The organism is Gallaecimonas xiamenensis 3-C-1 (genome assembly GCF_000299915.1).
GTDB classification, from domain to species: Bacteria; Pseudomonadota; Gammaproteobacteria; order Enterobacterales; family Gallaecimonadaceae; genus Gallaecimonas; species Gallaecimonas xiamenensis.
In genome coordinates this window covers 12,748-33,522 of sequence record NZ_AMRI01000006.1, presented here as the reverse complement: position 1 = coordinate 33,522, position 20,775 = coordinate 12,748, and the positions used below count along the sequence as shown (strand labels likewise).

Genomic DNA, 20,775 nt, shown 5'->3' with positions numbered 1-20,775 from the left:
TTTAGTTGTCGAGGATGCCAAGCTGGTCCCAGATGGCGTCGACACGGGCGACAACCTCGGGGTCCTTGACGATGGGGTTACCCCATTCCCGGTGCACTTCGCCCGGCCACTTGTTGGTGGCGTCCAGGCCCATTTTCGACCCCAGCCCCGCTTCCGGGGAGGCAAAGTCCAGGAAGTCGATGGGGGTGTTCTCGATAAAGACGGTGTCCCGCTTGGGGTCCATGCGGGTGGTGATGGCCCAGATCACGTCCTGCCAGTTGCGGGCGTCGATGTCGTCGTCACAGACGATGACGAACTTGGTGTACATGAACTGGCGCAGGAAAGACCAGACCCCCAGCATCACCCGCTTGGCGTGGCCGGGGTAGCGCTTCTTCATGGTCACCACCGCCATGCGGTAGCTGCAACCTTCGGGGGGCAGGTAGAAGTCGACGATTTCCGGGAACTGCTTTTGCAAGATAGGCACGAACACTTCGTTCAGGGCCACCCCCAGCACCGCCGGTTCATCGGGGGGCCGGCCGGTGTAGGTGCTGTGGTAGATGGCGTCCTGGCGGCGGCTGATGTGGGTGACGGTGAATACCGCGTGCCGTTCCTGCTCGTTGTAATAGCCGGTGTGGTCGCCGAAGGGCCCTTCCATGTGGGTCTCTTCCGGGTCTATGTAGCCTTCCAGAACAATCTCGCTGCTGGCCGGTACGTCCAGGTCGCAGCTCAGGGCCTTGACCACTTCGGTCTTATTGCCCCGCAGCAGGCCGGCAAAGGCGTATTCGGACAGGGTGTCCGGTACCGGGGTCACGGCCCCGAGAATGGTCGCCGGATCGGCGCCGAAGGCCACCACCACCGGGAATTTCTCGCCGGGGTGCGCTTCTTTCCATTCGGCAAAATCCAGGGCGCCGCCCCGGTGGGACAACCAGCGCATGATCAGCTTGTTGCGGCCCAGCTTCTGCTGGCGGTAGATACCGAGATTCTGGCGCTGCTTGTAGGGGCCACGGGTGACGGTCAGGCCCCAGGTCATCAGGGGGGCCACATCGTCCGGCCAGCATTTTTGGATGGGAATGTCGTCCAAGTTGACCTGGTCCCCTTCCAGCACCAGCTCTTGGCAGGGGGCGGACTTGAGCCGTTTGACCGGCATGTTCAGCACCTGCTTGAACACCGGCAGCTTGTCCCAGAGTTCCTTGAAGCCCTTGGGAGGCTCGGGTTCCTTGAGGTAAGCCAGCAGCTTGCCCACGTCGCGCAGGGCGCCAACGTCCTCCTGGCCCATGCCCAGCGCCACCCGCTTGGGGGTGCCGAACAGGTTGGCCAGCACCGGCATGCTGTGGCCTATGGGGTTTTCGAACAGCAGGGCCGGGCCACCGGCCCGCAGGGTGCGGTCGGCGATCTCGGTCATTTCCAGATCGGGGCTGATGGGGTGCTTGATGCGCTTGAGCTCGCCCATTTTTTCAAGCTGGTCGATAAAGTCGCGAAGGTCCCGGTATTTCATTGGCCGCCTGGGTCGGTGGAAGTGGCGTCATTATACCGGTCTGGCCGGCCAAAGGCAGCCCGGTGGTCCGGCCCGGGTGACCGGCGGCCGAAACGGGGCCTGGCCATAAAAAAACGGCCGCCAGGGCGACCGTTTTTTCAAGGCAACGGAGCTTAGCTCTTGGAGCGCTTCATGGCGTCGAAGAACTCGTCGTTGGTCTTGGTCATGGACAGCTTGTCGATGAGGAACTCCATGGCGGCGATTTCGTCCATGGGGTGCAAAATCTTGCGCAGGATCCACATCTTCTGCAGCTCGTCCTCGCGGCACAGCAGCTCTTCGCGGCGGGTACCGGAACGGTTGAAGTCGATGGCCGGGAAGACACGCTTCTCGGCGATCTTGCGGGACAGGTGCAGTTCCATGTTACCGGTGCCCTTGAACTCTTCGTAGATGACTTCATCCATCTTGGAGCCGGTGTCGATAAGGGCGGTGGCGATGATGGTCAGGCTGCCGCCTTCCTCAACGTTACGGGCGGCGCCGAAGAAGCGCTTGGGCTTGTGCAGGGCGTTGGCGTCCACACCACCGGTCAGTACCTTGCCGGAGCTGGGTACCACAGTGTTGTAGGCGCGGGCCAGACGGGTGATGGAGTCCAGCAGGATCACCACGTCTTTCTTGTGTTCGACCAGGCGCTTGGCCTTTTCGATCACCATCTCGGCTACCTGGACGTGGCGGCTGGCTGGCTCGTCGAAGGTAGAGGCCACCACTTCGCCTTTGACCAGGCGCTGCATCTCGGTCACTTCCTCGGGGCGCTCGTCGATGAGCAGCACGATGAGGGAAGCCTCGGGATGGTTGTAGGTGATGCTCTGGGCAATGTTCTGCAGCAGTATGGTCTTACCGGCCTTGGGCGGTGCCACAATCAGGCCGCGCTGGCCCTTGCCGATAGGGGACGCCAAGTCCAGCACCCGGGCGGTGATGTCTTCGGTAGAACCGTTACCACGCTCCATGCGCATGCGGCTGTTGGCATGCAGGGGGGTAAGGTTTTCGAAGAGGATCTTGTTGCGGGAGCTTTCGGGGCGGTCGAAGTTGACCTCACTGACCTTGAGGAGGGCGAAGTAACGTTCACCTTCCTTGGGCGGCCGGATCTTACCTGAGATGGTATCACCGGTGCGCAGGTTGAAGCGGCGGATCTGGCTGGGGGAGACATAAATGTCATCGGGGCCGGCCAGATAAGAGGAGTCCGCGCTGCGCAGAAAGCCGAAACCATCTTGCAGTATCTCAAGGACACCGTCGCCGAAGATGTCTTCACCGGACTTAGCGTGGGCTTTGAGGATGGCAAAAATGATGTCCTGCTTGCGCGCCCGCGCCATGTTTTCCAGGCCCATCTGGTCGGCCAGGGCTACCAGTTCAGAAACTGGCGTGTTCTTCAACTCGGTAAGATTCATAGTGGTGGGTTGTCTAAAACGTTTTTGATATCAAACGGGAAAAAATCACGCCCCGGCGTGAACACAGGAAGGGCATGAAGGGAAGTAATACGGGACTAAGTTAGCAGCGAACCGCTACGGCGTCTAGGAAAAATCGTTGACAAAACAAACAAGGCGCCGGGGTGGCGCCTTGTGGGTCGGCTTTAGATGTTGGCGTCCAGGAACTCTTTGAGCTGGGTCTTGGACAGCGCACCAACCTTGGTGGCGGCAATCTGGCCGTTCTTGAACAGCAGCAGGGTGGGGATACCGCGGATACCGAATTTCGGCGGGGTGTCGCCGTTTTGGTCAATATTCAGCTTGGCGACGGTGAGGCGACCAGCATATTCTTCAGCCACGTCATCCAGCACCGGGGCGATCATCTTGCAGGGACCGCACCACTCAGCCCAGAAATCGACCAGTACAGGGCCTTGGGCTTGCAGAACATCGGTCTCGAAGCTGTCGTCGCTCAAGTGAACAATTTTATCGCTCATGGCTTTCTCCAAAAGTGGGTGCAAACCGGGGCGAACTACAGTGGCCCTCGGCGCTAGCTGGACCTATTTCAAAGGAATCTGTTCCTTATTGCAAGCCGAAGCTGATATGCTTGGAAGCCTATGACAAAGACGCATTTAACCGAAATCAAGTTCGAAGAACTTGGCCTGGCAGAGCCCGTACTGAATGCCCTTACCGAGAAGGGTTTTCACAATTGTACGCCCATTCAGGCACTGTCCCTGCCCATCGCCCTTCAGGGAAAAGACGTTGCCGGTCAAGCACAAACCGGTACCGGCAAGACCATTGCCTTCCTGGCGGCCACCTTCCACCATCTGTTAACAAATCCCGCTTCCGCCGATCGTAAGCCGCAACAACCCCGTGCCATTATCATGGCGCCGACCCGGGAATTGGCTGTGCAGATCCATAAGGATGCGGTGGCCATGGCCGAGGCATCGAATTTTACGATGGGCTTAATCTATGGCGGCGAAGGCTACGATAGCCAACGCAAACAGCTGGAAGACGGTATCGATGTGCTGATCGGCACCACCGGCCGCATCATCGACTACTTCAAACAGGGCGTCTTTGACCTCAAGGCCATCCAGGTGGTAGTGCTGGATGAAGCGGACCGGATGTTCGATCTGGGCTTCATCAAGGACATCCGTTACCTGTTCAGGCGCATGCCGGCGCCGGACCAGCGCTTGAATCTGCTGTTCTCCGCCACCCTGTCCTTCAAGGTGCAGGAACTGGCCTACGAACATATGAACGAGCCCAAACACGTGAATGCAGACCCGGCCCAGAAGACCGGTACCCGCATTTCCGAAGAGCTGTTCTATCCCTCCAAGGAAGACAAGTTCAAGCTGCTGCTGACCCTGATTGAAGAAGACTGGCCTGAGCGGGCCATCGTCTTTGCCAACACCAAGATCGTCTGCGAGCGGGTTTGGGGCCACATGGCTGCCGACGGCCACCGCGTTGGCCTGTTGACCGGTGACGTGCCCCAGAAGAAGCGCCTGAAGATCCTCGAGGACTTCACCCAGGGCAAGCTGGACTTCCTGGTGGCCACCGACGTGGCGGCCCGTGGCCTGCACATCCCGGCGGTGACCCACGTCTACAACTTCGACCTGCCTGACGACTGTGAAGACTACGTACACCGCATCGGCCGTACCGGCCGGGCCGGCGCCTCCGGCCACGCGGCAAGCCTGGCTTGCGAAGAGTACGTCTTCAACCTGCCGGCCATCGAAGAGTACATAGGCCACGAGATCCCCGTGACCCAGTACAACAGTGACGCCCTGTTGACCGATCTCAAGCCGCCGCTGCGCCTGCACCGGGCCGGCCGTGACCGTCCCGGCCAAAACCGGGGTGGTAACGGCGGTAACCGTGGCCGTGGCCGCGGTCCTCGTCGCAGCAACGCGAACTAAGGCCAGCTCCATGGGCGCCAGTAGTCCGCTTTATGCGGCCATCGATCTGGGGTCCAACAGCTTCCACATGCTGGTTGCCCGTTCCTGCCATGGCCAGGTGCAAACCCTGGCCAAGGTCAAGCGCAAGGTACGCTTGGCCGCTGGCCTGGGGGACGACTACCAGCTGTCCTTGGAAGCCATGGAAAGGGGCTGGGCCTGCCTCTCCCTCTTTGCCGAGCGCCTGGACGGCATCCCCGCCGCCCAGGTCCGGGTCGTGGCCACCGCCACCCTCCGTTACGCCAAAAACGCCGAGCAGTTCCTGGAGCAGGGACAGCGCATCCTCGGTTGCCCCATCGAAGTCATCTCCGGCGAAGAAGAAGCGGCCCTTATCTATCAGGGTGTTGCCCACACCAGCGGCCAAAGCGGCCGGCGCCTGGTGGTGGATATTGGCGGCGCTTCCACCGAGTTGGTGATCGGTACCGACTTTGCCCACCATGAGCTGCGCAGCCTGGAAATGGGCTGCGTGACCTTCCAGCAACGCTATTTCCCCGACGGCCAGCTTGGCCAGCCCCAGTTCGATGCTGCCATCAAGGCGGCCAGTACCCGTTTGGCGGGCCTGAAAGACCGCTACCTGGCCCTGGGCTGGAGCCATTGCGTAGGGGCTTCAGGGTCGGTGCAGGCGGTGCAGGAGGTGCAACTGGCCAGGGGGGAGGACGAGCTGGTGACCCTGCCAAGGTTGCGCCAGACCCTGGCGGCAACGGTAGCCTGTGGCCAGCTGGAGCGGCTGGCCATGGCCGGCCTGGCAGATGAGCGCAAGCCGGTGTTCGCGGCGGGGCTGGCGATCCTTATCGCCATCTTCGAGACCCTTGAGGTGGGCACCATGGAGGCCTCGGGGGGCGCTCTGCGTGAAGGGGTGATCTACGGCTTGCTGCCGGATCGAGACAAAGATGTCCGTGGCCGCACCCTGGCGGCCCTGGAGGCGCGTTTTTCCCTGGACCTGGAGCAGGGCCGGCGGGTGGCCACTTTGGCCGAGGCCCTGGCCCCCGGCAGCCTGGGCGAGCGTGAAAGGGCGCTGCTGCAGGCCGCTGCCCGCCTCCATGAACTGGGCTTGGCGGTGGGCTTCAAGGAAGCGGCCAACCATGGGGCCTACCTCCTTGGGCATCTGGACTTGCCGGGCTTTTGCCAGGGTAGTCGCCGCGACCTGGTGGCTCTTATCGCCCACCAGGACGGCCCCTTGGCCGTTGCCGACCACCTGCTGTTGCCCCTGGCGGTGCTGCGCCTTGCCATTCGTCTTTGCGCCGCGCGCCGTGCTCCGCCGCCGCTCCAGCTGACCGTCAAGAGCACCCTGCTGACCCTTTCACTGCCGGCCAACTGGCTGGACAGCAGGCCCCTGCTGACCGATCTGCTTGCCGAAGAAGCGGCGCATCTTCACAACTCTGGCCTGCGTTTGATCTTGTCCTAGCCGCCCTTTGCTATAACAAAGTCATGGGCAGGCGCCATGAGGACAAACAATGAAAAGCGCCAAAGAATTTGCACATTGGCTCCGTGAGCGGGTGGGACATGTTACCGAAGGGGTCTATCTGACCCGTGAGGACGTGCAGCAGTTGACGGGCCGCCAGCGTTTTACCCTGGACTACATCAATGACGTGCATTTCGAGCTGTCGCTGGTGGGTATGGGGCTGGTCACCGACACCCACAGGGAGAATTTCTTCCTGATCCATCTTCCCAAAGATCACTGGCTCAAGCACGGCGACCGTTACCAGCGCCCGGAAGGGCCCCGGCCCGTGGATACCTCGGGCCAGGACAGCGTGGTCAGGCGTATCAAACCTTGAATCTGGCGGTCAGCTGGGCCAGTTCCCGGCTGAGTTTGTCCAGGGATTCGCAGAGCTGGTTGTTGCGGGCCGTCACCGTCTCGGTGTCGCTGATGTGGTGGCTTATCCGTGACAGATTCTGATTCACCTCGGCGCCGATGCTGGATTGCTCTTCGGCGGCCGTGGCTATCTGGCTGTTCATGCCGTTGATCTCCGACACCGCCCTGGTGATCTGCGCCAATATCTCTCCCGTGCCGTAGACCTTCTCCACCGCCAGCTCGCTGATCTTGCGGCTTTCCAGCATGGTGGCCACGGCGCCCCTTGAACCCTGTTGCAGTTGCCCGATCTTGGTCTGGATCTCCTCGGTGCTCTGCTGGGTGCGGCTGGCCAGGGACCTGACCTCATCTGCCACCACCGCAAAGCCCCGGCCCTGCTCGCCGGCCCTGGCCGCTTCGATGGCGGCATTGAGGGCCAGCAGGTTGGTTTGTTCGGCGATGGCGCGGATCACATCCAGGATAGAGCCGATGGACTCCACGTCTGACCCGAGGTTTTCTATGCCGTGGGCGGCCCTGTCGATGTCCTTGGCCAAGCCGTCTATGGCGCCTATGGTGTCGTCTACATTGGCTTTCATGGCCTGGGCCTGGCGGTCGGTATCCTGGGTGGCCTGGGCGGCGCTCTGGGCCGATTCAGCCACGTTCTGGGTGGCCAGGGCCATTTGTTCCATGGCATGGGACACCTGGTCGGCGTCGCCGGCCTGGCGCTGCAGGGCGTCGGCTGCCTGGCGGGCGCTTTGGCGCAGTTCGGTATTGAGCCCTTGCAGCCGCTCTATGCTGCCGCTGAGGGCCTGCACCAGTTCATGGATCTTGGACACAAAGGTATTGAAGGCACCGGCCAGTTGCGCAGTCTCGTCGTTACCTTCAACGGCCAGGCGCCGGGTGAGATCCCCTTCGCCGCTGGCCAGGTCGGTGAGGTTGTCGGTGAGGTGGCGCAGGGGCCGTACTATAGTGCTGGCTACCCAGGCGGCCAGGGCCAGTACCAAGACCAGCATGGCCAGCATCAACCCCCACTGCTGGTAACGCAGTTTACCGAGGGCCTGCTGTTGGTCGGCCTGTTGCTTGGCCACCATGGCGTCGATGTCGTCCACATAGAAACCGGTGCCGATCATCCAGTGCCATTTATCCAGAAAGATGGCGTAAGACAGCTTGGGATAGGCGGTGGTGTCGCTGCCGGGCCGAGGGAAGTGGTAAGTGACAAAGTCGCCCCCTTGCTTGCCGGCGGCCACCAGTTCGCGGATAAGGTAGACGCCGTGGCTATCCTTGAGGTCCCAGAAGTTACTGCCTTCCCCTTTACCGCCTCGGCCTTGGAACACCTTGGTGCCCTTGTCGTCGTAGCCGAAGATGTAGCCATCCTTACCGTATTGCAGGGCACGCAGCCGCCTTTTGGCTTCTTCCTGGGTGGCTGGCGACATGGCGTCGGGCCCCTCGTAAAGGGGGGCTATGGCGCTGTAGGCCAGCTCCACATAATGCACCAACTCGGCTTTCTTGGCTTCGGTTAGGGCCTGGCGGAACTCGCCGACGCTTTGTTCCCCCAGTTGCTGTTGCCCGTAGCTGGCCATCAGTTGGATGGCCAGGGCCAGTACCATGGCGGGCAAGGCCGCCAGCAGTAACATCTTATTGCGGATCTGCCATTTCATGCCTTTATCCCCCTATTTCAGGCACTTATTGTTGTTTTTATGTTATCGGCCTGCCACGGCTATTCCTGAGGCTCTTCGTCGCCTTCTAGACGAAGGTCTAAGCTGCCGCCGTCCCCGGCGTTCTGGTTTTTGGCCAATTTGATCTTCAGGCGCAGGTCGTTGACGGAGTCGGCATTGCGAAGAGCCTGGTCCAGGTCGATCTTACCGTCCATGTGCAGGTTGAACAGGGCCGTGTCGAAGGTCTGCATGCCCAAGTTCTCGGACTTTTGCATGATCTCCTTGATGGCGTGCACATCGCCGCGCTTGATCATGTCCTGAACGGTGGAGGTGCCCAGCAGGATCTCGACGGCGGCGCAGCGCTTGCCGTCCACCGTCGGAATAAGCCGCTGGGATACGAAAGCCCGCAGGTTCAGGGACAGGTCCAGCAGCAGCTGGGGCCGGCGCTCTTCCGGGAAGAAGTTGATGATGCGATCCAGGGCCTGGTTGGCATTGTTGGCGTGCAGGGTGGAAATGCAAAGGTGGCCGGTTTCGGCAAAGGCGATGGCGTGCTCCATGGTTTCCCGGTCACGGATCTCACCTATGAGGATCACGTCCGGGGCCTGGCGTAGGGTGTTGATCAGAGCGCTGTGGAAGCTGCGGGTGTCGGTGCCCACTTCCCGTTGGTTGATGATGCTCTTCTTGTGCTTGTGGACGAATTCCACCGGATCTTCGATGGTGATGATATGGCCACTGGCATTGGTATTGCGATAATCGATAAGGGCCGCCAGTGAGGTGGACTTGCCCGAACCGGTGGCGCCCACAAAGAGCACCAGGCCGCGCTTGGCCATGATCACGTCCTTGAGCACCTCGGGCATGCCCAGGTCTTCGAGCTTGGGGATGTCGTTACGGATATAACGGGCAACGATGCTCACCTCGTTGCGCTGCTTGAAGATATTGACCCGAAAGCGACCCACGCCGGGAATGGAGCGGGCCAGGTTCATCTCCAGCTCCTTCTTGAACTTGTCCTGCTGTTCTTCGTCCATGATGGCCAGGGCCACGTCCTGGATCTCGCCGGGGCCAAGGGGGTCCTTGGCCAGGGCCTTGAGCTGGCCGTGGAATTTGGCGCAGGGCGGGGCGCCCGTGGACAGGTAAAGGTCTGAGCCTTCGTTGCGGGCCAGCAGCGTGAGGTATTGGTCGATATCTATCATGGGTTTCTTCTTATGATGTCGAGTGCAAGCGCCTTAAGGATGACCTTGCCGGCCCGTCGACATCAAGGGGCGCACTGGCCACGGCGGAAGAAGTAATAGCCGTAGTCGCCCTTCATGACCATGCCGTCGGAACCCTGCATAACCAGATGGTAGTTGCCCAATCTGGGATCCTCTACCGTCAACCTGTCCCCGTCTTGGGTAAAATCGGCGATAATCTGCAGGGCTGAGGTTTTCACCTCCAACTGGGTGGCACCGAACAGCCACTGGGCCGGGTGATTGAGGTCCTTGGAACCGGTGAGAGACAAAGAGGTGGCGAAATTGCACCATTGGCCGATAAGGGGTTTGTACTCCTGGCTGCGGGTCACTTTGGTGCGGGCCGTCGGCGGGTTTTTGTCCTTTTGATACAGCTGTTGGGCCCCCTTCTTGCAAGGAGTGTCGCGGTATTCCACCCGCCCGTCTGCTGTTTTGCACTGATAGACCCCTGCCTGGGCGGCAACAGCGCAAAAACACAGGGTGACAAAAAGCCAGAGACGGGGCATGCTGTTTCTCAAAAAATGTAACAAGTAGTTAAAGACTATCATCCGATTCTTAAATAACAAGAGCTTAAGAATTAGGCATAAGGGTGAAGAGGGGAGGACACTATGCTATTTACCAAGACAAGTCCCGAAAGGGAAACTTGCGGCGCGACCACTGCCATACAACTTCAAGCACAATAGGTGGTTGATGAACTTTGAATTTTCCGCTTTCGTCAAAGCGAAGCGGCGAACACTGGGTCTTTCGCAGGAAGAATTTGCCCACCACCTCTCCTGCCGAAGGGAAGCCTTTGCAAGGCTGGATGCCGTTACGATCAGTCGCTGGGAAAGGGGTGTCACTACGCCTTCCCTGTATCGTCAGGCCCAGATCATCGCTGCCGTGGGTGATGACCCGCTAAAAACACTCTGCGACAGTGACGACCATGAAGCCAAGGAGCTGGCTGACGCTTTTCTGCTCCAGGAGCCATGGACGCGCCTTCGTGCCTTCTTTTACCGCTACCGTGTTGCCGATCACCTCAAGGTGGGTGTGGACATGAGCGAGGACGACCCCGAGGAATTCGAGCGCTTTCATCGCTGGGTAGCCGCCTGTGACGCCGGCGACACCATGATAGAAGCCTGCCGCCGCCTCAATCGCCAGGGTCGTATCTCCCATCAGTTGATCCGCCACCACGACCTGCTGTTGGCCCATATGGTGATGGTGCCCATCAAGAAGTCGGCCAAGGACGCCATCGCCGTTGACGCCGGAGCCTATTTCCGCGATTTGACCGCAGCCCAGCAGCCGGACGAAAAGTCCCCCTGCTACCTGCTGGTGACCCATGCCGGCGGTCTTTGCGATAGCCAGCTTGAGCGTTGCCTGCGTAAGCTGATGAATCGCATTACCCGTAGCAGTCACATTCACGGCATCATCTGGCGCGGTTACCGGGGGGATGCCGATTCCCTTTGTAACGTGCTGGGTATGGAATTTATCGGCCGTTGCGACGAGACAGGGCATTACTACCTGCTGGAACGGGAGCGCCTGGCCAGCCAGTTGGCTGCCGCCCTTCTGGGTAAAGCCGACGACAACTGAGCTCGACGCCATAAAAAGAACCCGCCTTTTCGGCGGGTTTTTTATGGCTGGCGTTTAATGCCCGGCCAGGCCGTAGTTCGGGCCCTGGTAGAGGGGTGCCGGTGTTACCCCCGCCTCGCAGCCATCAACGAGCTGCCCGGCATCCACCAGGTACCAGTCGGCGCTGTGCTTGCGGCCGATAAACTGTGCCTCTGTGAGGGCGAAGCAGCTTTGCAGGTTCCGTTTGGGGCCCATAACGGCGTAGTTGGGGCCCTGGCGTACCCAATCCCTGGCGGCGGCCCGCTGGGCATCCATGGGGCTGTGAAAGCCAAACTGCACCACAGGCCGGTCGGCAAAGAGGGCCAATTGTTCCTTGTAATCGAGCAGGGCCAGGAGCCCCTGGGGGCCTATCCGGCTGGCCACGTCCGCCATCATGTCCCTGGGGGTGCGCAGGCCGTCCAACACCGGCCCCCCCAGCAGGCCAAACCCGGCCCAGAAGGCGGCCAGGGCCAAGCCCCAGCGTCGCCAGGGCGGCTGCTTGCGGGTCAGCACCAGGGCCAGCAGCATGGCCCCGGCCGTGGCCAGGGGGAACACCAAGCCCCCTGCGGGCAGCTGGGCCTTTACCTTGGGGACGAAGGCGGCGATAAGCAACAGTACCGGCAGGGCCCAGGCTACCCCTACCATCAGTCGCCCTGGCCAGGTGCGGCGGGCCAAATCCTCCAGATAGGGGGCTATGGCCAGGGCCAGCCAAGGCAGGGCCGGGGTAATGTAGACGCCGCGTTTGCCGGGGCTCAGGGAAAAGAACAGCAGTATCGCCAGGACCATCACCAGCGGCAGCAGCAGTGCGGGTTTGGCCCGGTCACGCCACCAGGGCTTGACCAGGAAAGGCGCCAACAAAGACAAGGGCAGCCAGAACAGCGGCGCCACCTCCAGCAGGTAATACCAAAACGGTTGGCGATGCCCCAGGGAGTGGACATAGCGGTTGGCGGTCTGGTTAAAGAGGATATTGTCCCGGTAGGCCATGGCCTCCGGGTTGTGGCTGTGGGCAGCGTACCACAGCATGGGCAGGCCCCAGCTGGCGATGGCGGCCAGCAGGCACAAAGGCCCAAGCCAACCCCTGTGGCCCATGTTTTGGCGCAGCGTCCGGTGCCACAGCAGCGGCAACAGCATAAAGAGGGCGATGATCCCCACCCCCTTGGTGATCACCCCAAAGCCGGCGGCGGCAAAGCCCAGGCAGTACCAGCCCCAGGCCGGCCCCAGCAGCAGATGGCGGGCAATACCGTAACCGCCAAGGGTGACCCAGAACACCAACAGCATGTCGATCTGTGCGGTCCTGGCCTGCAGGCTGAACTGCACCGTAAAAGCCAGCAGCCAAAGGCACCAGGTGGCCACCTTGGGGCCGTGCAGGCGCCGGGCCAGGTCCACCGTCAGCCAGGCGGTACCCAGCCCTGCCAGGGCCGAGGGCAGCAGGAAGGCCACTTTCAGCGGCACCTTCAGCCACAACAGCACGGCGATGGCCCACATGAAAATGGGCGGCTTGTCCGGGTAGAGTTCCCCCACCCGGTGCGGGATCAGCCATTGGCCGGTGTTGACCATCTCCTGGGCGATCAGGGCAAAACGGGGTTCGTCGGCCGGCCAGGGCCAGCGCAACCCGATACCGGCAAAAACCACCAGCACCAGCAGCAGCCAACCCAGGCGGTATTCAGCTTCTTGCTTCATGTTTTTTGATCAGTTGCAGGTTGCGAAGGTAGATGATGAAACCGGCGCTCTGGCCAAGGATAAAGACCGGATCCTGGCGGTAGATGGCGTAGATCAGCAGCAGGCTGGAGCCGCCGATGGAAAAGTACCAGAAGGCCTTGGGCACTATGCTCTGCTTGGCCTTTTCACTGACCAGCCATTGCACCAGGAAGCGGGCCGAGAACATCAACTGGCCGCCAAAGCCCAGCAGCAGCCACCAGTCTATGGTCATGGCAGTTCCTCCTGCAGCTGGGGTTGCTTGGCGCGCTTTTGCAGCCAGCGCACTCCAGCCATGTCCACCAGCCCCACCCAGAGCCGGTTATGCAGGCCGTACTTGGAGGTGCCGGCAGTCCTGGGCCTGTGGTTGACCGGTTCACTCAGCACTGTGGCGCCAACGCGTACGCAAAGGGCGGGCAGGAAACGGTGCATATGGTCGAAGTAGGGCAGGCTTAAAAACAGATCCCGGCCCAGCAGTTTGAGGCCGCAGCCGGTATCCACCACGCCGTCGTTGAGCAGGCGGCGGCGCACGCCGTTGGCCACCTTGGAGGAAACACGCTTTAGCCAGCTGTCGTTGCGGCGGGTACGGATACCACAGACACAGGCAGGGCCCTGGACCCGCCGGGCCAGTGTTAGCAGCTTGGGAATGTCGGCGGGATCGTTCTGGCCGTCCCCGTCCAGGGTGGCGACGAAGCGGCCCCTGGCCTTCTGGCAACCCAGCCAGACGGCGGTGCTCTGGCCGGAAGATTGGGCCAGGCGCAAGGCCCTTAGCCAGGGAAATTGGCCCTTGAGTTCGGCCAGCAGGGCCCAGCTGTGGTCGCTGGAGCCATCGTCTATCACCAGCACTTCAAAGGCATGGCCTGCCAGGGCCTGGTTTATTTCCTGCAGCAGGGCTGGCAGGTTGGCGGCTTCGTTCTTGGCAGGAATGATAACGGAAAGATCCATTTTCCCTCTCAAGGTTGAAAATCACTATTTATCAATAGTTTAAAATTTCAATCTGGCCAGCCAGTCTTAACAAAAAATTAAGGGCAAAAAAAAAGCCGGTCATGACCGGCTTTTGACATTTTGATGAATTTTACTGGGCTTCTTTCAGCCATTTCGCCGCTTGTTTGGCGAAGTAAGTGAGGATGCCATCGGCCCCGGCCCGTTTGAAGCAGAGCAGGGATTCCATGATGGTGGCCCTTTCCGCCAGCCAGCCGTTCTGCACGGCGGCCATGATCATGGCGTACTCGCCGGACACCTGGTAGGCAAAGGTTGGCACCCGGAACTCGTCCTTGACCCGGCGAATGACGTCCAGGTAGGGCATGCCGGGTTTGACCATCACCATATCGGCCCCTTCGGCGAGATCCAGGGCGATTTCATGCAGGGCCTCGTCGCTGTTGGCCGGGTCCTGCTGGTAGGTCATCTTGTTGCCGCCCTTGAGGTTGCCAGCCGAGCCGATGGCGTCCCGGAACGGGCCATAGTAGGCAGAGGCGTACTTGGCGGAATAGGCCATGATGCTGGTGTTCACATGGCCTGCTGCTTCCAGGGCCTCACGGATGGCGCCGATGCGGCCATCCATCATGTCGGACGGGGAGATGATGTCGGCCCCCGCTTCCACATGGCAAAGCACCTGTTTGATCAGGACCTCGACCGTGATGTCGTTGATGACATAGCCCTGCTCGTCGATGATGCCGTCCTGGCCGTGGGTGGTGTAGGGGTCCAGGGCCACGTCGGTCATCACCCCCATCTGCGGGAAGGCGGCCTTGACGGCGCGGATGGCGCGGGGAATAAGGCCCTCGGGGTTATAGGCCTCTTCGGCCAGCAGGGACTTGGCCGCCGGGTTGGTGACCGGGAACAGGTCGATAACCGGGACCCCCAGTTCCACCAGCTCCGCCACTTCCTTGAGTAGCTCGTCTATGGTCAGGCGCTCCACGCCAGGCATGGAGGGCACCGCCTGGCGCTGGCCTTCACCTTCCATGATGAACACCGGCAGGATCAGGTCGTCCACCCGCAGGTGGTTTTCCGCCATCAGGCGGCGGGTGAAGTCGTGCTTGCGCATGCGGCGCAGGCGGGTATTGGGAAAAGGCGCACGGTTTAGCATCTTGTTACTCCTAAAATGCCCCCTGCTACCCAGCAAAACCGAACAAACGCCGGCTGTTGGCCAGGGTTATGGCCGCCAGTTCGGCGGGGTCCTGCTGGCGGCACGCAGCAAGGGTGTTGAGGATATGGGGTAGATAACGGGGCTCGTTGCGACGGCTCTTGAGCCTGAGATCCCGTGGGATAAGGTAAGGGGCGTCGGTTTCGATAAGCAGGCGATCATCGGGGATCAGCCGCACCAGCTCTTTTAAATGTTGGCCCCGGCGCTCGTCGCAGAGCCAACCGGTAATACCGATATAGAGATCCAGTTCCAGCCAGCGCTCCAGGGTGGCCTGGTCGCCGGTAAAGCAGTGGGCCACGGCGCCGGGCAATTGCCGGCGGTGGTTGGACAATATGGCGAACTGGCGCTCTGCCGCTGCCCGTTCGTGCAACAGCACCGGCATGTTCAGCTCGGTAGCCAGGGCCAGCTGGGCGTCAAACACCGCCTCCTGCACCGGCCTTGGGGACAGATCCCGGAAAAAATCCAGGCCGCATTCCCCTATGGCCAGCACTTCTGGGCGGCTGGCCAGGGCGCGCAGCCGGGCCACAAAATCGGCTGAGGCCTCGGCGGCATAATGGGGATGGACCCCGGCGGTGGCAAAGATGCCGGGGCGGCCTTGGGCGTAGTCGGCAGCCTGGTGGCTTTCGGCTTCATTGGTGCCAGTCAGCACCAGGTAATGCACCCCCGCCGCAGCGGCATCCGCCACCACCTGGTCCCGGTCGCCGTCAAAGGCGCTGTCGGTCAGGTTGAGGGCGATGTCGCAGAGGATCATTTGCTACGGCTGACGCGGATATTGCGGTTGGAACCTTCGGTACTGAGGTAGATGGAACCCAGGGCACCCTTGTCCAGCACCACTTTGTCGCCGTTTTTCAGGGACAGGTAGTTGGAGTCGGACTGCTTCCAGATCTGGCCGTTATCCAGCACGATCACCAGCTTGCCGTAGGGGTTCTTGTCGACCTTGGTGACGATGGCGGTCAGCTGTTCCAGCTGGGTCTCCCGCTGCACCTTCTGTTCCATGCCGAAGCTGGCGGCCTTGTCTTCGGTCTTGGCCACCACGGCCGGGCGGCGCAGGGACTCGTTGCTGGCGGGGGTGGCGGCCATGGCCGGGTCGGCCTTGGCCTGCTTGGCCAGGGCGTCAAAGCAGGCCAGGCGCAGGCCGTTGTCGCTTAGCTGGGCACACTGGGCCAATTTATCGTTGATGGAAGCCTGGGAACCAAAAGCCAAGGCCAGCAGGGTCAGGTAACGCAGTTTCATGAGGATTCCTCTTCCGTTGAACGGCTTTTGACGAAACGAGCCAACAGCAGGCCGGCCTCGAACAACAGCCACATGGGCACCGCCAGCAGGGTCTGGGAGATGACGTCAGGTGGCGTCAACAGCATGCCCAGGGCGAAGGCGATAACAATTACATAGGGGCGCTTCTGGCCCAGACTTTTGGGATCCGCCGCGCCGGTGTAGCAAAGCAGCATCACGGCGATGGGGATCTCGAAGGCCAGGCCAAAGGCGAAGAACAGTTTGAGCACGAAGTCCAGGTAACTGGAGATATCGGTGGCGATGGTCACCCCTTCGGGGGCGACCGAGGTGAAAAAGGCGAAGATCACCGGAAACACCACATAGTAGGCAAAGGCAATGCCGGCGTAGAACAGCAGGCTGGACAGGGCCAGCAGCGGCGCCACCAGGCGCTTCTCATGCTGGTAGAGGCCGGGGGCCACAAAGGCCCAGATCTGGTAGAGCACCGCCGGCATGGCCGCAAAAAACGACAGCACCAGGGCCAGCTTGAAGGGGGCGAAAAAGGGCGAGGCCACGTCGGTGGCGATCATCGAGGCGCCGGTGGGCATCTGGCTTATCAGCGGTAAGGCCAGATGGTGGTAGAGATCCTTGGCGAAAAACACCATCACCAACAGCACCAGGCCTACCGCTATCAGGGCGCGCAGGATGCGGGTGCGCAGCTCCAGCAGGTGCGACAACAGCGGCATGTCACTCATGCTTGTCTTTGTCCTTGAAGGGCCTGTCCAGTTCCTGGGCACTGCGCTTCATCTCGTCCACGGTTTTGGCCAGGTCCTCGGGCAGTTTGTCCATGCCCAGCTGGTCGGCCTTTTTCATGGCTTCGTTGAGCTCGTGGGCTTCCAGTTCCCGCTCCAGTTCAGTGCGCACCTGGTGGGCCATGCCCTTTAGGGTGCGCACCCAGCGGCCCAGGGTACGGGCGGCGCCGGGCATGCGTTCGGGACCCAGTACGATAAGGGCGATCAAGGCCACCAGTACCAGTTCCCAAAAGCCGATGTCGAACATCAGACCTTGTCCTTGTCAGACTTGGCCTTGTCCTCCTGCTTGTCTTCTTTGAACTGGGCGTCCGGTTTGTCTTCCAGTTTGTCCTGGTCCTTGTCGTCGTCCTGCATGGCCTTTTTAAAGCCTTTGAAGGCCGAGCCCAGGTCAGAGCCCAGGTTGCGCAGTTTCTTGGTCCCGAACAGCAGGACTATAACGGCCAGCAGGATAAGCAGTTGCCATATGCCGATGTTTCCCATGGAAGATCCCCCGTTGCGGCTGTGCAGCCATTATACGTAAAGCGGTTACTTTCGCAGCGCCTTTATCCAGGCCAGCAAGGCGCAGCCGCCGGCCAGGGCCGGCAGCCACAAGGGGGCCTTGTCCAGCAGCACGGCACCACTGACCAGCAGGCTGGCGCCGAGGATCTGCAGGCCCAGGCGCTGGTTGCGGCGCTCGGCGTCCTTTTGCTGCTGCTGGTCACGGAGCAGCTGGCGTTGCTGCCAGTCCCTGGCCAGGCGCAGGTTGTCGTAAATCAGATCCGGCAGCTCCGGCAGCTTTTCGCCCCAGAACGGCAGGTTGGCCTTGATGTGGCGCAGCATGGCCTTGGGGCCCATCTGTTCCTTGAGCCAGTCTTCCAGGAACGGCTTGGCGGTTTTCCACAGGTCCAGTTGCGGGTAGAGCTGGCGGCCCAGGCCCTCGATATAAAGCAGGGTCTTTTGCAGCAGCACCAGCTGCGGCTGCACTTCCATATTGAAGCGCCGGGCTGTGTTAAAGAGGTTCACCAGCACCTGGCCGAAGGAAATCTCCGCCAGGGGTTTTTCGAAAATGGGTTCGCAGACGGTGCGAATGGCCACTTCGAACTCGTCGACGCTGGTGTCAAAGGGCACCCAGCCCGAGTCCACGTGCAGTTCGGCCACCTTGCGGTAATCGCGGTTGAAGAAGGCCACGAAGTTCTCCGCCAGGTAGCGTTTGTCTTCTTTGGCCAGGGTGCCGACGATACCGCAGTCGATGCCGATGTACTTGGGGTTCTCGGGATTGTCGTAGGACACGAAAATGTTGCCCGGGTGCATGTCGGCATGGAAGAAGGAGTCGCGGAACACCTGGGTGAAGAACACCTCCACCCCCTTTTCCGCCAGGCGCTCGAGGTTGGTGCCGTTGGCCCTGAGGCTGTCGATGTCGGCCACCGGGATGCCATAGATGCGTTCCATCACCAACAGCCGCTTGCGGCACAGGTCCGGGTAGACCTCGGGCACATAGAGGGAGTCGGAGCCCTCGAAGTTGCGGCGCAGCTGGATGGCGTTGGCCGCTTCGCGCAGCAGATCCAGCTCGTCGAACAGGGTCTTTTGGTATTCGCGCACCACTTCCTTGGGCTTGAGGCGACGCCCGTCCGGCAGCACCTTGGCGGCGATGGCGGCAAAGGTGCTCATCAGCCTGACGTCGGCTTCCATGATCTTGGCGATGCCGGGGCGGATCACCTTGAGCACCACTTCTACGCCGCTGTCTTTGAGGCGGGCGGTGTGCACCTGGGCGATGGACGCCGAGGCCAGGGGTTTTTCGTCAAAGTCGCTGAACCATTGCTCCAGGGGGCCGCCCAGGCTGCGCTCTATGCTGCGCCTGGCCAGGGCACCGTCAAAGGGCGGTACCTTGTCCTGCAGCTTGGTCAGCTCCAGGGCTACGTCGTCCGGCAGCAGGTCGCGGCGGGTGGACAGCATCTGCCCGAACTTGATGTAGACCGGGCCCAGGGCCTCCATGGCCAGGCGTAGCCGCTCGCCCCTGGGGGTACGCTTGTGTTTATTGGGGATCCAGAACAGCGACAGCCGCCACAGGCGCATGTACCAGGGCCAGAAGCGCCGGGGTACCAGGGCGTCAAGGCCATGGTTTAGAAGGGTTTTCAGTACCTTGTAGAGTCGCAAACTGCTCATTGCCGCTCCAGGGCCTCCAGGCGCCGCTCCAGGCGGGCCAGGTCACTTTTCAGATCGTCCACCGCGTCGAAGAAGGCGCGTTGTTCCAGGGCGTTGGGGGTCAGCCGGGACTCTTCGGTGAGCTGCTCTGCCCCCCATTGGCCAAAACGGGCCAGGCTGGCGGCCAGGCGTTTTTGCAGGCGAGCCCCTGTACTCAGCAGCAGGTGGGCGGGTACATCCCCCAGGTAGCGGGCCAGCTCCCCTTCCCAATCGATATCGAGCTTGGCGAAGAGTTCCGAGAACTGCTTGAGCAGCATGGGGTCGCCGCTCAGGTCCAGTCGCCCTTCCTTGAGGGCGCGGGGCAGGTTGGCGCTGTCCTTGAGTTCTCCCAGGGCCGACACCGGCAGGGCCAGGGTGGCGTCTGCCTCGGCAAGATCGCCGGTGACCAACAGGCCGGCCTCGGTAACCACAAAGCCCAGCTGCAGGTCGATGTCGGTCAACTGCACCTTGATGGCCTTGCCCTTGAGCCGGCCCAGGCGGCGCCGGCTGGCGTCGTCCAATGCCAGCAGCTTGTTGGCGCCGGTCTCGGTGACGGCCTGGAGCAGCTGCTTGAAGGGCATCTTAGAACTTGAAGCCGCGATGCAGGGCGACGATGCCACCGGTGAGGTTGTGGTATTCGACCTCGTCGAAACCGGCGTCGAACATCATCGACTTCAGGGTTTCCTGGTCCGGGTGCATGCGGATGCTTTCCGCCAGGTACTGGTAGGACTCGCTGTCCCCGGCCACCAGTTTGCCCATGGCCGGCAGCACCTTGAACGAATAAATATCGTAGGCCTGGGTCAGCAGCATGTTCTGGGGCTTGGAGAACTCCAGCACCAGCAAGCGGCCGCCGGGCTTGAGCACCCGCTGCATGGACTTGAGGGCGGCGGCCTTGTCGGTGACGTTACGCAGGCCAAAGGCGATGGTAATGAGGTCGAAATGGTTGTCCGGGAAGGGCAGGCATTCGGCGTTGGCCTGGACGAAGCGCACATTGCCGACGATGCCGAGGTTGCGCAGCTTTTCCTTGCCCACATTGAGCATGGAGTCGTTGATGTCCGCCAGCACCACTTCGCCGTTGTCGCCGACGATGCGGGCAAACTTGGCGGCCAGGTCGCCGGTGCCACCGGCCAGATCCAGTACCTTCTGGCCCGGGCGCACCCCGGAGAGATCGATGGTAAAGCGCTTCCAGAGACGGTGGATGCCCATGGACATCAGGTCGTTCATCAGGTCGTACTTGGCGGCCACGGAGTGGAAGACCCCGGCCACCATACCGGCCTTTTCGGATGTCGGAACCGTCTTGTAACCGAAGTCGGTGCTGTTGTTCTCTGCCATGATCTCTTCCTTACAAATTCCGCCCTAGTGTACTTGAGCCCGCAGCCCGGCGCAGCCCTCTCGCTCATGATTCCACCGCTTCCCTGATTTTTCCTGCCTCTCCCCAGGCCAGGGGTGACGCCGCCTGGCCAGCTTTGACGTTGACGTAAACATATTTTGGGTTTGACACTGAAAAACCATTAAATAATGATACGTTTCGTATCGCTAAATGATTTTGCATGCGGTGCCCCAGCTTGCCGACGGCAAAGGCCATCTCAAAAACAGGCCGCCGGGCAAGCCCAAAACCAATAACGACAACAGCAGAAGGCATGCAGCTGCCTTTTGGGGGT

General features: G+C 61.3%; 23 protein-coding genes. 4 read left to right on the top strand and 19 right to left on the bottom strand.

Annotated features, from left to right (window positions below):
- Position 1 precedes the first annotated feature (1 nt).
- The 3 genes from ubiD to trxA all read right to left on the bottom strand — a co-directional run bounded on the left by ubiD (position 2) and on the right by trxA (position 3,401).
- Complete coding sequence (gene ubiD, locus B3C1_RS05445) at positions 2 to 1,474, bottom strand: 4-hydroxy-3-polyprenylbenzoate decarboxylase (protein ID WP_008483445.1); 1,473 nt, start codon at positions 1,472 to 1,474, stop codon at positions 2 to 4.
- 152 nt (positions 1,475 to 1,626) lie between these two features.
- The gene (gene rho, locus B3C1_RS05440) at positions 1,627 to 2,892 is read right to left on the bottom strand and encodes a transcription termination factor Rho (RefSeq protein WP_008483444.1); all 1,266 of its coding nucleotides are present in this window, start codon (positions 2,890 to 2,892) and stop codon (positions 1,627 to 1,629) included.
- A 182-nt stretch (positions 2,893 to 3,074) separates the two neighbouring features.
- A complete protein-coding gene (gene trxA, locus B3C1_RS05435) occupies positions 3,075 to 3,401 on the bottom strand; it encodes a thioredoxin TrxA (protein ID WP_008483443.1) in 327 nt (108 codons plus the stop codon).
- Positions 3,402 to 3,521: 120 nt separating this feature from the next.
- Here trxA and rhlB point away from each other — a divergent pair, with 120 nt between their 5' ends.
- Genes rhlB through B3C1_RS05420 form a run of 3 tightly spaced genes read left to right on the top strand, consistent with a single transcriptional unit; the run spans position 3,522 to position 6,625 of the window.
- Positions 3,522 to 4,814, top strand: coding sequence for an ATP-dependent RNA helicase RhlB (gene rhlB / locus B3C1_RS05430; protein ID WP_008483441.1), 1,293 nt, complete (start codon positions 3,522 to 3,524; stop codon positions 4,812 to 4,814).
- Between the two features lie 10 nt (positions 4,815 to 4,824).
- On the top strand, positions 4,825 to 6,255 hold the full coding sequence (locus B3C1_RS05425) for a Ppx/GppA phosphatase family protein (protein WP_008483440.1): 1,431 nt from the start codon (positions 4,825 to 4,827) through the stop codon (positions 6,253 to 6,255).
- 49 nt (positions 6,256 to 6,304) lie between these two features.
- The gene (locus B3C1_RS05420; RefSeq protein ID WP_008483439.1) at positions 6,305 to 6,625 is read left to right on the top strand and encodes a hypothetical protein; all 321 of its coding nucleotides are present in this window, start codon (positions 6,305 to 6,307) and stop codon (positions 6,623 to 6,625) included.
- On the opposite strand, the gene B3C1_RS05415 is transcribed toward B3C1_RS05420, so the two are convergent.
- From B3C1_RS05415 to B3C1_RS05405, 3 genes are all read right to left on the bottom strand, one after another.
- Positions 6,615 to 8,297 (bottom strand): methyl-accepting chemotaxis protein, encoded by a 1,683-nt coding sequence (locus tag B3C1_RS05415; RefSeq protein ID WP_008483438.1) that lies wholly within the window; start codon positions 8,295 to 8,297, stop codon positions 6,615 to 6,617. The genes B3C1_RS05420 and B3C1_RS05415 overlap by 11 nt on opposite strands.
- A 59-nt stretch (positions 8,298 to 8,356) precedes the next feature.
- Positions 8,357 to 9,484 carry a PilT/PilU family type 4a pilus ATPase gene (locus B3C1_RS05410; RefSeq protein WP_008483437.1) on the bottom strand — a complete coding sequence of 376 codons (1,128 nt, stop codon included), beginning with the start codon at positions 9,482 to 9,484 and terminating at the stop codon, positions 8,357 to 8,359.
- 62 nt (positions 9,485 to 9,546) lie between these two features.
- A complete protein-coding gene (locus tag B3C1_RS05405) occupies positions 9,547 to 10,023 on the bottom strand; it encodes a DUF4124 domain-containing protein (RefSeq protein ID WP_192813347.1) in 477 nt (158 codons plus the stop codon).
- 184 nt (positions 10,024 to 10,207) lie between these two features.
- On the opposite strand from B3C1_RS05405, the gene B3C1_RS05400 reads away from it, so the two are divergent.
- On the top strand, positions 10,208 to 11,083 hold the full coding sequence (locus tag B3C1_RS05400; protein WP_008483434.1) for a helix-turn-helix transcriptional regulator: 876 nt from the start codon (positions 10,208 to 10,210) through the stop codon (positions 11,081 to 11,083).
- A gap of 54 nt (positions 11,084 to 11,137) precedes the next feature.
- Here B3C1_RS05400 and B3C1_RS05395 read toward each other — a convergent pair whose 3' ends face one another.
- The 13 genes from B3C1_RS05395 to B3C1_RS20110 form a co-directional block, all read right to left on the bottom strand.
- Entirely contained in the window at positions 11,138 to 12,781 is a 1,644-nt protein-coding gene (locus B3C1_RS05395; RefSeq protein WP_008483433.1) for an ArnT family glycosyltransferase, read from the bottom strand.
- Positions 12,765 to 13,031 (bottom strand): lipid-A-disaccharide synthase N-terminal domain-containing protein, encoded by a 267-nt coding sequence (locus B3C1_RS05390; protein WP_008483432.1) that lies wholly within the window; start codon positions 13,029 to 13,031, stop codon positions 12,765 to 12,767. The genes B3C1_RS05395 and B3C1_RS05390 overlap by 17 nt, the downstream gene beginning before the upstream one ends.
- On the bottom strand, positions 13,028 to 13,741 hold the full coding sequence (locus tag B3C1_RS05385) for a glycosyltransferase family 2 protein (protein ID WP_008483431.1): 714 nt from the start codon (positions 13,739 to 13,741) through the stop codon (positions 13,028 to 13,030). Before B3C1_RS05385 ends, B3C1_RS05390 begins: the two co-directional genes overlap by 4 nt.
- Positions 13,742 to 13,871: 130 nt before the next feature.
- On the bottom strand, positions 13,872 to 14,879 hold the full coding sequence (gene hemB, locus B3C1_RS05380; RefSeq protein WP_008483430.1) for a porphobilinogen synthase: 1,008 nt from the start codon (positions 14,877 to 14,879) through the stop codon (positions 13,872 to 13,874).
- Positions 14,880 to 14,904: 25 nt separating this feature from the next.
- Entirely contained in the window at positions 14,905 to 15,687 is a 783-nt protein-coding gene (locus B3C1_RS05375; RefSeq protein ID WP_008483429.1) for a TatD family hydrolase, read from the bottom strand.
- Positions 15,684 to 16,169, bottom strand: coding sequence for a hypothetical protein (locus B3C1_RS19285; RefSeq protein ID WP_008483428.1), 486 nt, complete (start codon positions 16,167 to 16,169; stop codon positions 15,684 to 15,686). The genes B3C1_RS05375 and B3C1_RS19285 overlap by 4 nt, the downstream gene beginning before the upstream one ends.
- On the bottom strand, positions 16,166 to 16,897 hold the full coding sequence (gene tatC / locus B3C1_RS05365; RefSeq protein WP_008483427.1) for a twin-arginine translocase subunit TatC: 732 nt from the start codon (positions 16,895 to 16,897) through the stop codon (positions 16,166 to 16,168). Before tatC ends, B3C1_RS19285 begins: the two co-directional genes overlap by 4 nt.
- Entirely contained in the window at positions 16,890 to 17,201 is a 312-nt protein-coding gene (gene tatB, locus B3C1_RS05360; protein WP_008483425.1) for a Sec-independent protein translocase protein TatB, read from the bottom strand. The genes tatC and tatB overlap by 8 nt, the downstream gene beginning before the upstream one ends.
- A complete protein-coding gene (gene tatA, locus B3C1_RS05355) occupies positions 17,201 to 17,434 on the bottom strand; it encodes a Sec-independent protein translocase subunit TatA (protein WP_008483424.1) in 234 nt (77 codons plus the stop codon). Before tatA ends, tatB begins: the two co-directional genes overlap by 1 nt.
- Positions 17,435 to 17,479: 45 nt before the next feature.
- Entirely contained in the window at positions 17,480 to 19,096 is a 1,617-nt protein-coding gene (gene ubiB / locus B3C1_RS05350) for a ubiquinone biosynthesis regulatory protein kinase UbiB (protein WP_008483423.1), read from the bottom strand.
- Complete coding sequence (locus tag B3C1_RS05345; protein WP_008483422.1) at positions 19,093 to 19,695, bottom strand: ubiquinone biosynthesis accessory factor UbiJ; 603 nt, start codon at positions 19,693 to 19,695, stop codon at positions 19,093 to 19,095. Before B3C1_RS05345 ends, ubiB begins: the two co-directional genes overlap by 4 nt.
- A gap of 1 nt (position 19,696) precedes the next feature.
- Positions 19,697 to 20,446 carry a bifunctional demethylmenaquinone methyltransferase/2-methoxy-6-polyprenyl-1,4-benzoquinol methylase UbiE gene (gene ubiE, locus B3C1_RS05340; RefSeq protein WP_008483421.1) on the bottom strand — a complete coding sequence of 250 codons (750 nt, stop codon included), beginning with the start codon at positions 20,444 to 20,446 and terminating at the stop codon, positions 19,697 to 19,699.
- A gap of 64 nt (positions 20,447 to 20,510) precedes the next feature.
- Positions 20,511 to 20,756: a hypothetical protein gene (locus B3C1_RS20110; RefSeq protein ID WP_156804465.1), complete on the bottom strand. Its 246-nt coding sequence runs from the start codon at positions 20,754 to 20,756 to the stop codon at positions 20,511 to 20,513.
- Between the last annotated feature and the right edge of the window lie 19 nt (positions 20,757 to 20,775).

Excerpts from the sequence above, each read along its gene's own strand:
- ubiD (WP_008483445.1), bottom strand. The coding sequence starts at position 1,474 with ATGAAATACCGGGACCTTCGCGACTTTATCGACCAGCTTGAAAAAATG.
- B3C1_RS05345 (WP_008483422.1), bottom strand. The coding sequence starts at position 19,695 with ATGCCCTTCAAGCAGCTGCTCCAGGCCGTCACCGAGACCGGCGCCAAC.
- ubiB (WP_008483423.1), bottom strand. The coding sequence starts at position 19,096 with ATGAGCAGTTTGCGACTCTACAAGGTACTGAAAACCCTTCTAAACCAT.
- tatA (WP_008483424.1), bottom strand. The coding sequence starts at position 17,434 with ATGGGAAACATCGGCATATGGCAACTGCTTATCCTGCTGGCCGTTATA.
- B3C1_RS05425 (WP_008483440.1), top strand. The coding sequence starts at position 4,825 with ATGGGCGCCAGTAGTCCGCTTTATGCGGCCATCGATCTGGGGTCCAAC.
- B3C1_RS05410 (WP_008483437.1), bottom strand. The coding sequence starts at position 9,484 with ATGATAGATATCGACCAATACCTCACGCTGCTGGCCCGCAACGAAGGC.
- B3C1_RS05405 (WP_192813347.1), bottom strand. The coding sequence starts at position 10,023 with ATGCCCCGTCTCTGGCTTTTTGTCACCCTGTGTTTTTGCGCTGTTGCC.
- tatC (WP_008483427.1), bottom strand. The coding sequence starts at position 16,897 with ATGAGTGACATGCCGCTGTTGTCGCACCTGCTGGAGCTGCGCACCCGC.
- B3C1_RS19285 (WP_008483428.1), bottom strand. The coding sequence starts at position 16,169 with ATGAAACTGCGTTACCTGACCCTGCTGGCCTTGGCTTTTGGTTCCCAG.
- hemB (WP_008483430.1), bottom strand. The coding sequence starts at position 14,879 with ATGCTAAACCGTGCGCCTTTTCCCAATACCCGCCTGCGCCGCATGCGC.
- B3C1_RS05385 (WP_008483431.1), bottom strand. The coding sequence starts at position 13,741 with ATGGATCTTTCCGTTATCATTCCTGCCAAGAACGAAGCCGCCAACCTG.
- tatB (WP_008483425.1), bottom strand. The coding sequence starts at position 17,201 with ATGTTCGACATCGGCTTTTGGGAACTGGTACTGGTGGCCTTGATCGCC.
- rhlB (WP_008483441.1), top strand. The coding sequence starts at position 3,522 with ATGACAAAGACGCATTTAACCGAAATCAAGTTCGAAGAACTTGGCCTG.
- rho (WP_008483444.1), bottom strand. The coding sequence starts at position 2,892 with ATGAATCTTACCGAGTTGAAGAACACGCCAGTTTCTGAACTGGTAGCC.
- B3C1_RS05420 (WP_008483439.1), top strand. The coding sequence starts at position 6,305 with ATGAAAAGCGCCAAAGAATTTGCACATTGGCTCCGTGAGCGGGTGGGA.
- B3C1_RS05415 (WP_008483438.1), bottom strand. The coding sequence starts at position 8,297 with ATGAAATGGCAGATCCGCAATAAGATGTTACTGCTGGCGGCCTTGCCC.
- B3C1_RS05375 (WP_008483429.1), bottom strand. The coding sequence starts at position 15,687 with ATGATCCTCTGCGACATCGCCCTCAACCTGACCGACAGCGCCTTTGAC.
- B3C1_RS05390 (WP_008483432.1), bottom strand. The coding sequence starts at position 13,031 with ATGACCATAGACTGGTGGCTGCTGCTGGGCTTTGGCGGCCAGTTGATG.
- B3C1_RS05395 (WP_008483433.1), bottom strand. The coding sequence starts at position 12,781 with ATGAAGCAAGAAGCTGAATACCGCCTGGGTTGGCTGCTGCTGGTGCTG.
- B3C1_RS05400 (WP_008483434.1), top strand. The coding sequence starts at position 10,208 with ATGAACTTTGAATTTTCCGCTTTCGTCAAAGCGAAGCGGCGAACACTG.
- ubiE (WP_008483421.1), bottom strand. The coding sequence starts at position 20,446 with ATGGCAGAGAACAACAGCACCGACTTCGGTTACAAGACGGTTCCGACA.
- B3C1_RS20110 (WP_156804465.1), bottom strand. The coding sequence starts at position 20,756 with ATGCCTTCTGCTGTTGTCGTTATTGGTTTTGGGCTTGCCCGGCGGCCT.
- trxA (WP_008483443.1), bottom strand. The coding sequence starts at position 3,401 with ATGAGCGATAAAATTGTTCACTTGAGCGACGACAGCTTCGAGACCGAT.